Consider the following 12,351-nt stretch of genomic DNA (forward strand, 5'->3'; position numbering starts at 1 on the left):
ATGACTATTTTGACAAAGGTGAGCAATGGCTGATTGGAATGGCGAATACATAAGTCCATACGCAGAACATGGAAAAAAGAGTGAGCAAGTTAAGAAGATCACCGTTTCCATCCCTCTGAAAGTTTTGAAAATTTTGACTGATGAGCGAACTCGTCGTCAGATAAATAACCTACGACACGCAACGAATAGCGAACTGCTTTGCGAAGCATTCTTGCACGCTTATACGGGTCAACCATTACCAACAGATGAAGATTTGAGAAAAGATCGTCCTGATGATATTCCAACTGAAGTTAAAAAATTAATGACAGAAATGGGAATTGAATTTGAAGCGTTTGACGAAGAATAATTAACCAGTTGGGAAAGTACTTCACCCAATTGAATTAATTGCACAAGCGCGATTACTTTTCTATTTACTTAATACTCATAACCCCGTCATTCCTGTTTTCTCAGGAATGACGGGGTTATGAGATAAAAAATCTATGTCTTCTATTTTGAAGCGCTTTTAGCACATGTAGTTCTCTGGTAGTTCAATTCTCGCAACACCAGACTCTACTGCGGCTACCGCGACGGCTCTGGCAACACGTGGAAGCAAACGTGGGTCCATTGGCTTTGGTATAATATACTCTTTACTGAACTCAAGTTTACTTACCCCAGCAGCCTTCAATACACCTTCCGGTACAGGTTCTTTAGTCAATTGACGAATCGCTTCAACTGCGGCCAATTTCATCTCTATGTTTATTTCACTTGCACGCACATCTAACGCGCCACGGAAAATAAACGGAAAGCAGATAACATTGTTTACTTGGTTTGGATAGTCTGAACGACCCGTCCCCATAATTAAGTCATCTCTGACTTGGTGTGCAATCTCGGGTTTAATTTCAGGATCTGGATTTGAGCAAGCAAATACAACGGGTTTATCAGCCATCAATTTCAATGCTTCAGCTGGTAACAGATCTGGCCCTGATACACCTAAGAACAGATCAGCACCTTCAATAACATCCTCCAACGTACGTTTGTCTGTATTGTTGGCGAACATTTTTTTATATTCATTTAGATCTTCGCGACGAGTATGGATAACACCCTTGCGATCCAACATGTAGATTTTCTCACGCTGAGCGCCACATTTAATCAGAAGTTCCATACATGCTGTAGCGGCAGCACCAGCACCAAGACAGACGATGGTTGATTCCTCAAGCGTTTTACCTTGAAGCTCTATGGCATTAAGCATGCCTGCTGCTGTAACAATTGCAGTACCATGTTGGTCATCATGAAACACAGGTACATCACAACGCTCGATAAGTTGACGTTCAATCTCAAAACAATCCGGGGCTTTAATATCTTCTAAATTGATACCACCAAAGGTATCCGCGATGGCTGCGACGGTGTTTACAAACTCTTCAGTAGTCCGGTGCTTAACTTCAATATCGATGGCGTCTAAATTAGCAAACCGCTTAAAAAGCAGAGCTTTACCTTCCATCACTGGCTTTGACGCCATTGGACCTAAGTTACCTAAACCTAAAATAGCAGTACCATTAGATATGACAGCAACCGTATTACCCTTTGCCGTGTACTTGTACACGTTATCAACATTCTGTGCTATCTCCCGTACTGGCTCGGCAACGCCGGGGCTATATGCCAGCGCTAGATCTTCAGCAGAATCGGCAGGTTTAGTGAGTGCTATCGCCGTCTTACCTGGAGTCGGGTAAGCGTGATAATTAAGTGCTTGTTGACGAAAGTCATCTTGTTGGGTGTCTTCGGACATCAGATTTATTTCCAGTTGTAATTGGCAGGGGAGGTTTTTGGTATTCAGATAGATAGTAAATGATCGCGACAAAACTTCCTACATAGAAAAAGGTTTAAGTCATAAAGTTTATTTTACTGTGAGATCAAAAAAAGGACGCATAAGCGTCCTTTTTTATTCGGAATTACAACATAGCAATTACTTGCTAGATAGTGCACCGAAACGTTTGTTGAAGCGATCTACACGTCCGCCAGTATCAACGTTACGTTGCTTACCAGTGTAGAACGGGTGACATTTGTCACATACGTCTAGGTGGATAGATTCTTTTGCAAGAGTTGAGTTAAACTCAAAAGAATTACCGCAAGAACAAGTTGCGCTAACTGCTTTGTATTCTGGGTGGATACCTGTTTTCATGGGAAAACCTCATTATAGGCCGTGTCGCCATTCGATTCTAAGCCGAACACCACACGTATTTACACAAATTGGCATAAATTGATATACCGTCAAGGCGCAGTATACTAATGAAACACGCCATTGGAATCAACTTATTTGAATCTTTTTTCAACAAATTCTTCTTTTCGCGCCTAAATGACTCGCTCTGCGCACATTTTTGTCTACCACTTCCCCCTCGTAGTATGACACTTTCGTTCCAGCCAATGAGCATCTCTCGTAATTACATTGCGCATCAACTACACTATCCCCCTCGTTTCATTAAGCTGACTACTCATCAATAATGCGTCCAACCATTGCTCAAATTGCCCTACCAGTGCCGCTAGACAAGAGGTTTGATTATCTCATTCAAGCTCATCAATTTCCGGTTATCGGTGGTCGTGTATCCGTTTCATTTGGTAGGCAAACACTTGTTGGAATAGTTACTGCAATGGTTCATCAATCTGATTTCCCAATAAATCAACTAAAAAGCATCAAGCAAGTATTAGATGTCGAGCCTATTTGGCCTGATAACCTTTACACACTTCTTAATTGGTGCAGTCAATTCTACCAGTACCCTTTGGGCGAAACTCTTAGTAATGCGCTACCAACGGCTCTAAGAAAGGGCAAAGCTGCTGAATTTGCCTCGCTTATAGAATGGCAGATCACTGAAACGGGCAAAAATCAATTAATGAGTGGTCTTGGTCGCGCCGTGAAACAAGCCAAGGTAATGCACTTACTTGAAAATGGTCCGATAACACATCAGCAAATGATTGATGAAGCGATCTCCAGTTCAGTGTTAAAAACCTTGGATGAAAAAGGTTGGATTGTTTCTACAGAAACAAAACCCAAGACGGCTCGTTGGCCTGAGGAACTAGAAAATGCAGGTGAAAAACCAAAATTAAACGAAGAACAAGCGGTCGCTATCGCCACAGTAAACAGCAATAACAACTTTGGTTGTTATCTATTAGAAGGCGTAACAGGATCTGGAAAAACAGAGGTTTATCTGAATCTAATCAAACCTATTTTAGACGTTGGCAAGCAGGCCCTGGTTCTGGTCCCCGAGATAGGACTCACACCACAGACCATCAATCGATTTAAAAGAAGGTTCAATGTTCCTGTTGCCGTTATTCATTCTGGATTAAATGATACAGAAAGGCTCAATGCTTGGTTATCAGCAAGAGATAAACAAGCCGGCATTGTTATCGGTACCCGATCCGCATTACTGACTCCGTTTAAAGATCTCGGCATTATTATTGTTGATGAAGAGCACGACACGTCTTATAAACAACAAGATAGCTTGAGGTATCACGCTCGAGATGTGGCCATAATGCGAGCACATAAAGAAAATATCCCTATTGTTTTAGGCTCGGCCACGCCTTGCTTTGAAACCTTGCAGAATGCCATATCAGGCAAATATCATCATCTTATATTAAGTAAACGAGCAGGTAATGCTCTACCAGCGACACATAAAGTTTTGGATATAAAAGGACTCTATTTAGAGGGCGGATTATCGGCGCCTCTAATTGCTGAAATGAGAAAGCACTTAGAGTCGGGCAATCAAGTAATGTTGTTTCTAAACCGCAGAGGGTTCTCTCCTGCATTAATGTGTCATGAGTGCGGATGGATAGCGGACTGTAAAAGGTGCGATGCATACTACACCTACCATCAAAATAAAAATGAAATGCGATGTCATCATTGCGGCTCTCAACGCCCAGTAGTCAGTCAATGCCAAGGCTGTGGTTCGACGCAACTCGTCACGGTAGGTGTGGGCACAGAACAATTGGAGCAGCAACTCAAAGTACTATTCCCTGAATTTAAAACATTGAGGATCGATCGCGATAGCACAAGACGAAAAGGCTCATTGGAAGCGGCATTAAAAAACATTCGGAACAATGAAGTTCAGATACTTATTGGCACTCAGATGCTCGCCAAAGGTCACCACTTTCCTGATGTCACTTTAGTCGGTTTACTTGATGTGGATGGTTCTTTATTCAGCAGCGATTTTCGAGCCTCAGAGCGTTTGGCTCAACTCTTTATTCAGGTTGCAGGTAGAGCGGGTAGAGCAAGTAAACCAGGTGAGGTTTTATTGCAAACACACCACCCAGATCACCCTTTATTACAAGCACTTCTCTACAAAGATTACCACCACTTCGCACAAACCGCGTTGCTAGAAAGGAAGCGGGCGAAGCTCCCTCCTTTCACCTATCTAACGCTATTTAGAGCGGAAGCAAATAACAGCGATTTAGTAGAAAATTTTTTGAGACAGATCAGACATACACTTGAGTCCAATCCATTATTTGACAACTATTCTATGATCATGGGACCCACACCTGCGCCTCTAGCAAAACGGGCAGGGAAAGCGCGATGGCAACTCCTACTGCAAACACCACACAGAAGCACTATGCAAAAACTTTTACATAGTGCAAAGGCCGCCATACAGTTGTTACCTTTAGCCAAGAAAGTTCGCTGGTCTATAGATATAGAACCCCAAGACTTAAGCTGATGATTCATCACGCGAATGCATCATGCTTTTTATATTCGCCAATGCGACAAAGCTCACACAACTTATGCAAAATTTGTTACTCTACCCGTAAATTACATTTCTCTAAAGCAATACACTTAGAGCATAAACATATAGTTACATAACAGTTATCATCGTTAGGATATCAGAGGTTAATTATTTATGGCGACAATGAAGGATGTTGCCCAGCTTGCGGGTGTTTCAACCGCTACGGTCTCTCGCGCTTTAATGAACCCAGAAAAAGTTTCTGCGTCAACTAGAAAACGTGTAGAAGACGCTGTACTAGAAGCTGGATATTCCCCAAACTCTTTAGCTCGAAATCTCCGTAGGAATGAATCAAAAACAATTATCACCATCGTTCCCGATATTTGTGACCCATATTTTACAGAGATCATTCGTGGTATTGAAGACGCAGCGATGGAACATGGTTATCTAGTTCTACTTGGTGATAGCGGCAAACAGCAAAAAAGAGAAAGCTCTTTCGTTAATCTGGTTTTTACTAAACAAGCTGACGGTATGTTACTGCTTGGTACCGATTTACCATTCGATGTCAGTAAACCCGAACAAAAAAACCTGCCTCCTCTGGTAATGGCTTGTGAATACGCTCCGGAATTAGAACTACCAACCGTGCATATTGATAACTTAACATCGGCATTTGAAGCTGTTAATTATCTAACCCAAATGGGTCACAAAAAAATTGCGCAAATTTCTGGTCCAGAAAAGGCAGCGTTATGTAAGTTCCGACATCAAGGTTATCAGCAAGCTTTACGTAGAGCCGGAATAGCACTCAATTCAACTTACACCACTCAAAGTAATTTTACCTTTGAAGGTGGTGCTAAAGCACTTAGAAAACTACTTTCATTACCGGATGCGCCAACAGCCATATTTTGCCACAACGATACCATGGCGATTGGTGCAATACAGGAAGCGAAAAAACTGGGCTTGCGTGTGCCTCAAGATCTGTCCGTGGTTGGTTTTGATGATATTCAATTCTCACAATATTGTGATCCTCCATTAACCACGGTTTCTCAACCTCGTTATGAGATTGGGCGCCAAGCAATGTTAATGATGCTAGAACTACTTAAAGGTAGAGATGTAAGAGCGGGTTCAAGATTACTTGAGACAAAACTCGTTATTAGAAATAGCGCTGCTCCCCCTAGAGCCTAGTGATTCAATCTGAATTAGAGATCTCTAGTTCACTCTCGAGCGGTGCTTTATGGCGCCGCTTTTTAAACTACAATTGTCTTCCAGATACATTTTGGATTACCATATTGATACCTAAATTTGGCTGACATGTTATGGCAAATAGAGATTACGTAAAACGGGGCCAAGGCACTCGTAAAAGCACGAGAAGCAAAAAGACTCCTACAAGAAAACCGTGGAAAGCGGGTTTACTTGCCGTCCTTTTATTAGGAGGGTTTGGTTATGGCCTATATATATTGAGTAATGACCCTGAGCCCCCTATTCCACCTGAAGTGAAGCAAACATCCAAACCTAAGACGACAACCAAAAAGAAAACCAGTTTGCCGGAATTGCCCAAAGAAGAATGGGATTACGTGAAATCTCTACCAAACAAAGAGATTGAAGTTGAAGCAAAAAAACAGGTCGTATCAACCGTTCCATATATTATGCAATGCGGTGCCTTTAAGTCGCTGAGCCAGGCAGAAGAACGCAAAGTTAATATTGCCTTTCAGGGCATCAGCAGCAAAATTCGCAAAAAAGAAGGCAGCAGTTGGTATAAGGTGGTTTTGGGGCCATATAAGCTCAAACGAAACGCTGAAAAAGACAAGCACGCATTACAAAGAGCCAAGATTGAACCCTGTGCTATTTGGAAAGAAACCCAATAAGCGACGCAAAAACAGAATATTATCCCCCCAAAAGCGAGATAGTTAGCTATCTCGCTTTTTTCATCCTTGAAATCCTTCTAGATTATCCTCATATATTCGCTATCTCACTAGTAAAATGAAAAGAGGCTATTCTCGTGACTACCATTGTATCTGTACGTCGTAATAATAAAGTTGTTATTGCTGGTGATGGACAAGTATCTCTAGGCAATACTGTAATGAAAGGTAATGCTAAAAAAGTTCGTCGTTTGTATAACGACAAAGTGATTGCAGGGTTTGCAGGCGGCACCGCTGACGCGTTTACTTTATTTGAACGTTTCGAAAGTAAGCTACAAATGCATCAAGGTCACCTCACAAAAGCCGCCGTTGAACTCGCCAAAGACTGGCGCAGTGATCGTGCACTTCGTAAACTAGAAGCGATTCTAGCTGTCGCAGACGAGACAGCTTCACTCATCATCACGGGTAATGGTGATGTGGTTCAACCAGAGAACGACTTAATTGCTATTGGATCTGGCGGCAACTTTGCTCAAGCTGCGGCTATCGCACTCTTAGAAAATACCGAATTGGATGCACGTGAAATAGCAGAGAAATCACTAAACATAGCGGGTGATATTTGCGTATTTACTAACCATCACCACACAATCGAAGAATTATAATTCTCTGCTCAGAACTGAGGAATAAATACATGTCGGAAATGACACCCCGTGAAATTGTTCACGAATTAAACCGCCACATTATTGGCCAAGAAAAAGCAAAACGTGCGGTGGCTATAGCACTGCGTAATCGCTGGCGTCGAATGCAACTTGATGAAAGTTTACGCGTAGAAGTAACGCCAAAAAACATTCTGATGATTGGCCCCACTGGTGTAGGTAAAACTGAAATAGCACGCCGCTTAGCCAAACTTGCGAATGCACCTTTCATCAAGGTTGAAGCCACTAAGTTCACGGAAGTCGGTTACGTTGGTAAAGAGGTAGAAACCATCATTCGAGACCTTACTGATGTTTCGATTAAAATGACCCACCAGCAAGCGACTGAGAAAGTAAAATATAGAGCTGAAGAACAAGCTGAAGAACGTATTCTAGACGCACTACTCCCACCAGCACGCGATGCATGGGGCGAGAATGAGAAACAAGAAGATACCTCGTCGAACACACGTCAGATTTTCCGTAAAAAATTGCGTGAAGGAAAACTAGACGACAAAGAGATAGATATTGACGTGGCGGCTCCGCAAATGGGTGTAGAGATAATGGCGCCTCCTGGAATGGAAGAGATGACCAATCAGCTTCAAGGTATGTTCCAAAATCTAGCGGGCAACACACAAAAGAGCCGTAAGATGAAAATCAAGGACGCCTTCAAAGCGCTAATAGAAGAAGAAGCCGCCAAACTCGTCAACCCTGAAGAGCTAAAAGAGCAAGCTATCTACAATGCTGAAAATAACGGTATCGTGTTTATAGATGAGATTGATAAAATCTGTCGGCGAGGTGAAAGCTCAGGCCCTGATGTGTCCCGTGAAGGTGTACAGCGTGATTTATTGCCTCTGATTGAAGGCAGCACAGTATCAACCAAACACGGTATGGTAAAAACAGACCATATTCTATTTATTACCTCTGGTGCATTCCAAGTATCGAAGCCTTCAGACTTAATCCCTGAACTTCAAGGTCGTTTACCTATTCGAGTAGAACTAGAAGCGCTTTCAAGCCATGACTTTGAACGCATACTAACAGAACCAAAAGCTTCCTTAACCGAACAGTATATCGCCTTACTAAAGACAGAAGATGTTGACATCGAGTTCTCTGAAGATGGCATCCATCAGATAGCTGAAGCCGCGTGGCGCGTAAATGAAACCACTGAAAATATCGGTGCCCGTCGACTGCACACTGTCATGGAGAGATTGATGGATGAAATATCCTTTGACGCAACAGAAAAACCCGGCTCTAAGATGGTAATAAACTCAGCCTATGTACACGAACGTTTGGCTGAGTTTATTGAAGATGAAGATCTCAGTCGATTTATTCTTTAATTAATAAATCTTGATCAAGCCCATCTACCTCTTTAGATGGGCTTTTTATTATTTGTGCAATTGGTATACTGCTCTCAATAATGTAAGGTAAACAATCTCAATGAAGCAGTCACTTGTAATCTGGTTAGACGCAGCAAGGCCAAAAACACTACCACTCGCACTCGTCACTATAACGACGGGCAGCAGTTTGGCCTACTCCAATGGTAATTTTTCTTTTGCTGTTATGGCCCTTGCTCTACTTACCGCGATTCTTCTACAAATATTATCTAATCTAGCCAACGATTATGGTGATACCCAACAAGGTACTGATAACGATGACCGCTTAGGGCCAACCCGTGCAATGCAATCAGGTGTCGTCACTCAGAGAGAGATGAAACATGCAATTCTCCTAAATATTTTCTTAACGATTATCTCCGGTTTGGCACTGATTTTCTATTCACTAGAAAGCTTTACCAATATCCTCGCATTTTTAGGTTTGGGTCTACTCGCTATATTAAGTTCCATTGCTTATACCGTCGGTAATAGACCTTATGGTTATGTTGGGCTTGGCGACTTATCTGTATTTGTATTTTTTGGATTACTCGGTGTTGGGGGAACTTATTTTCTTCACACTGGAATTATTGATTTTGATATTTTCATCCCTGCTATAGGATGTGGATTATTAGCTGTCGCTGTACTTAATATTAATAACATGCGTGATATCGATAATGATCGTGCATGTGGCAAAAAAACTATCGCAGTAAGACTGGGAGAACAACCAGCGAAGTATTATCATATCGTATTGATTGGGTTAGCCTTTGTCTCTTATGTTTACTACCTATTTAGCCACAGTACGACTATTTGGATAATTGTTCCTTTCTTTTTATCTGCTATTACGTTGGCAAAACATGGTAAAGAAGTACTCCAATCAAGCTCTCCCGTCGCCATTGCGCCAATGATGCCCATCATCGTCAAATGCGCTTCAATTACTAACATTTTGTTTTCATTGGTAGTTGTAGCTCAAACAATAGTTAGATAATTGAGCCTTGTCATTGCATTGACTCAATGAGTCGATATAATTAAAAACCTTTCAGTAGCAAATAGAAGACAACGCATATGGAATACAACACCTCTGCACTTTGTGATATTTACTCAGACCAAGTCGATGTAGTAGAACCAATGTTCAGTAACTTTGGTGGAAGTGCCTCATTTGCAGGTCAGCTTACTACCGTAAAATGCTTTGAAGATAACGGTATTATACGTTCCATATTAGAAGAAGATGGCGCTGGTCGTATTCTATTAATCGATGGTGGTGGTTCATTACGTAGGGCTCTTATTGACGCGGAAATTGCTACATTAGCAGAAGATAACGACTGGGAAGGCATTGTTGTTTATGGCTGTGTTAGAGAAATCGATGAGTTAGAAGATATGAGCATTGGCATTCAAGCTATCGCATCAATCCCTGTTGGCGCAGCAAGTCAGCAAATTGGTGAGATAGACGTTCCTGTCAACTTTGGGGGCGTAACCTTTTTACCTGAAGATTATCTTTATGCTGACAATACCGGCATTATTATTTCACCAGAACCATTGGACGCAGATCTAGAGATTATTGAAGAAATCGATGTTGAAACCGACGACAACGATTTTGAGCGCTAGGTAATTTGTCAAAACTATTCTTCTGACATTATGACATTACACTGTACCCATATGAAAAGCGGCCAACTCGGCGGCTTTTTTAATTTATAACAACGACAATCTCATTTATAAACTGGCCCAATCATTCCCTTTAAGTTGCTCTAACGCATCATGACGGCAATGTACGTTCATTTTCTTGTATAGTTTATAAATATGCGTTTTAACCGTACTTTCTGCTAAAAATAAATCGTTAGCAATTTGCTGATTTGATTGGCCATTGGCAATATGGGATAGGATTTGCCTTTCTCTCTTTGTAAAGTCTAGTTGCAAGGTATTAGCAAACACACTAGGGTGCCTATAATACCTCACCATTTTTTCTAAACAGTTACGAGGCATCCACATACCCCCACGCAAAATATGGTGGACACTTTTTCTAAGGTGCTCTATAGGGGCCGTATACGGAAGTACCCCTTTAACGCTCTTCCATTTCATTATTTTTTCTTCTACACTCCCTTTGGGTGCGCTGAATATAAGTATATCGTAGCCCAGCCCATCCACAAAAAAATCATTACAAAGTCCATCTTCAAGTACTGAAAAATCGAGCATGACCAAATTAATATCTTCTTGAACTCTATGCAATTTAAGTTCTTTAAGCGTCATATGCTCTACTTCTAAATCTGGCATTTCTGATAGTTCTTTTTTTATTAAACTTATTTTAAATATTTCATCCCCAACGACAACCAATTTATATCGCATAACATCACCCTCACCCTCACCACCTATTCATATAATACTCACACATAAATTCACAACTCATTTTTAAATTAAATTTGATACCAAGTATAATCCAAACTGGCGTTAACATCCAAAATCACATGATAATTAATATATAATTTCATTGATAGAAACATATCGAGCTCCATATCAAGAATTGTTGCATTTATTTCACGAACATTTGAATTAGCATCATAAAACCACAATCATATAAAATAACCAATACTAATAAATTACAACAAAAAATAATAAATACAATTAGTTAGAAATATTACATTCCATTAGATAAAACTTTTTAACAAAACGCAATATCCCAATTAATGCTTTTATTACAATGATTTGTATAAATTAAAAAATGAAGTTGAATATAGGCATTAACTCCAAAATCATACTACTAATAAAAAGGTTTATATTACAAAAAAATAAGTACTCGAAAAACAGCACTTCGAGCAATCAATAAACACAACCGTCTAATACTCTCATAAAAAACCACCAAATTATCAATATTTTTCATATAGTTAAAATGACAGTAATTACATAATTTCAATAAAAATCCGCACTGAAAATAGATTTCTCATTGATGAGACTCTAATATTTTGCATTTTCCCTATACTCAACATTACCTACCTCAGATAGGTACGAGCAACAATATACAGCAATATACTTTTATAAGTTAACAATACAAAGAAGTAACTCAATAAAATATGGAGCACAATCATGAAATTTAATAAAACAACTCTAGCTATGTCTATTCTCGCTTTTACATTCACTTCTGGATCGGTTTACGCTATAGGTGATGATATTACTACTGATGATATTGGTATCGATAATGATGATATCAGTCTATTAAGTGACAATAACACTGAGCTTCTTAGTGATAATGATCTTCAAAATGTTGGTAACTCTGATAATGATCAATACGACAGCAACAATGACTATAATGCCGAAGATTTCGGAAACGTCGATGATGTAGGTAATGTGGACGATTCTGGTAATGTGGAAGATTCTGGCAATACAGACGACAGCTATAACGATGTATTAAGTCATAACACCCTCCAATCGCAAGCTTGGGATAACGACTCTACGACGAACACTGCCACTAGCGTTATCGATATCGATCTTACTGCTGTAGTGAACTATTCCGATATGGATTCGAGCGTATCTGGAGCCACTGTTTCTTATGGCGTGACCGATACTGACGCAGACTTTGCTTTATTTGGTCTCGAAGTTGGTGGACGTGACAGAGATAGAAACGCAATGTCAGTGAGTCAACAAAATAACATTAATGGTTCATTTAATGCTGCAGCGGGTATTACAACCGCAGCTCAAAATGCCGGTAATGCATCTTCAATTCAACAATCGGTATCTACCAACGCGACAATTATGCCGTAAGAGATTTGGAGAA

At 40.5% G+C, this 12,351-nt stretch carries 12 protein-coding genes; 9 read left to right on the top strand and 3 right to left on the bottom strand.

What is annotated here, in order from left to right; translation table 11 throughout:
• Window positions 1-25 precede the first annotated feature (25 nt).
• Entirely contained in the window at window positions 26-346 is a 321-nt protein-coding gene (gene metJ, locus L3V77_RS16120; RefSeq protein ID WP_195704547.1) for a met regulon transcriptional regulator MetJ, read from the top strand.
• A 156-nt stretch (window positions 347-502) separates the two neighbouring features.
• On the opposite strand, the gene L3V77_RS16125 is transcribed toward metJ, so the two are convergent.
• Both L3V77_RS16125 and rpmE read right to left on the bottom strand, forming a co-directional pair.
• On the bottom strand, window positions 503-1,762 hold the full coding sequence (locus L3V77_RS16125; protein WP_275135034.1) for a malic enzyme-like NAD(P)-binding protein: 1,260 nt from the start codon (window positions 1,760-1,762) through the stop codon (window positions 503-505).
• A 177-nt stretch (window positions 1,763-1,939) separates the two neighbouring features.
• The gene (gene rpmE, locus L3V77_RS16130; protein WP_195704549.1) at window positions 1,940-2,155 is read right to left on the bottom strand and encodes a 50S ribosomal protein L31; all 216 of its coding nucleotides are present in this window, start codon (window positions 2,153-2,155) and stop codon (window positions 1,940-1,942) included.
• 319 nt (window positions 2,156-2,474) lie between these two features.
• Here rpmE and priA point away from each other — a divergent pair, with 319 nt between their 5' ends.
• The 7 genes from priA to rraA all read left to right on the top strand — a co-directional run bounded on the left by priA (window position 2,475) and on the right by rraA (window position 10,193).
• Window positions 2,475-4,676, top strand: a complete 2,202-nt coding sequence (gene priA, locus L3V77_RS16135) for a primosomal protein N' (protein WP_275135035.1) — start codon at window positions 2,475-2,477, stop codon at window positions 4,674-4,676.
• A gap of 180 nt (window positions 4,677-4,856) precedes the next feature.
• Window positions 4,857-5,861, top strand: a complete 1,005-nt coding sequence (cytR, locus tag L3V77_RS16140; protein WP_195704551.1) for a DNA-binding transcriptional regulator CytR — start codon at window positions 4,857-4,859, stop codon at window positions 5,859-5,861.
• A gap of 131 nt (window positions 5,862-5,992) precedes the next feature.
• On the top strand, window positions 5,993-6,541 hold the full coding sequence (locus tag L3V77_RS16145; protein ID WP_275135036.1) for an SPOR domain-containing protein: 549 nt from the start codon (window positions 5,993-5,995) through the stop codon (window positions 6,539-6,541).
• A gap of 134 nt (window positions 6,542-6,675) precedes the next feature.
• Complete coding sequence (gene hslV / locus L3V77_RS16150) at window positions 6,676-7,194, top strand: ATP-dependent protease subunit HslV (RefSeq protein ID WP_275135037.1); 519 nt, start codon at window positions 6,676-6,678, stop codon at window positions 7,192-7,194.
• Between the two features lie 29 nt (window positions 7,195-7,223).
• A complete protein-coding gene (gene hslU, locus L3V77_RS16155; RefSeq protein WP_195704554.1) occupies window positions 7,224-8,558 on the top strand; it encodes an HslU--HslV peptidase ATPase subunit in 1,335 nt (444 codons plus the stop codon).
• Window positions 8,559-8,658: 100 nt separating this feature from the next.
• Window positions 8,659-9,576: a 1,4-dihydroxy-2-naphthoate polyprenyltransferase gene (locus L3V77_RS16160; protein ID WP_275135038.1), complete on the top strand. Its 918-nt coding sequence runs from the start codon at window positions 8,659-8,661 to the stop codon at window positions 9,574-9,576.
• 77 nt (window positions 9,577-9,653) lie between these two features.
• Entirely contained in the window at window positions 9,654-10,193 is a 540-nt protein-coding gene (gene rraA / locus L3V77_RS16165) for a ribonuclease E activity regulator RraA (RefSeq protein ID WP_275135039.1), read from the top strand.
• 105 nt (window positions 10,194-10,298) lie between these two features.
• On the opposite strand, the gene L3V77_RS16170 is transcribed toward rraA, so the two are convergent.
• Window positions 10,299-10,928 carry a response regulator transcription factor gene (locus L3V77_RS16170; protein WP_275135040.1) on the bottom strand — a complete coding sequence of 210 codons (630 nt, stop codon included), beginning with the start codon at window positions 10,926-10,928 and terminating at the stop codon, window positions 10,299-10,301.
• Between the two features lie 735 nt (window positions 10,929-11,663).
• Between L3V77_RS16170 and L3V77_RS16175 the strand changes: the two genes are divergently transcribed.
• A complete protein-coding gene (locus L3V77_RS16175) occupies window positions 11,664-12,338 on the top strand; it encodes a hypothetical protein (RefSeq protein WP_275135041.1) in 675 nt (224 codons plus the stop codon).
• Window positions 12,339-12,351: the final 13 nt, after the last annotated feature.

Origin of the sequence: Vibrio sp. DW001, from assembly GCF_029016285.1 — a bacterium.
Lineage (GTDB): Bacteria > Pseudomonadota > Gammaproteobacteria > Enterobacterales > Vibrionaceae > Vibrio.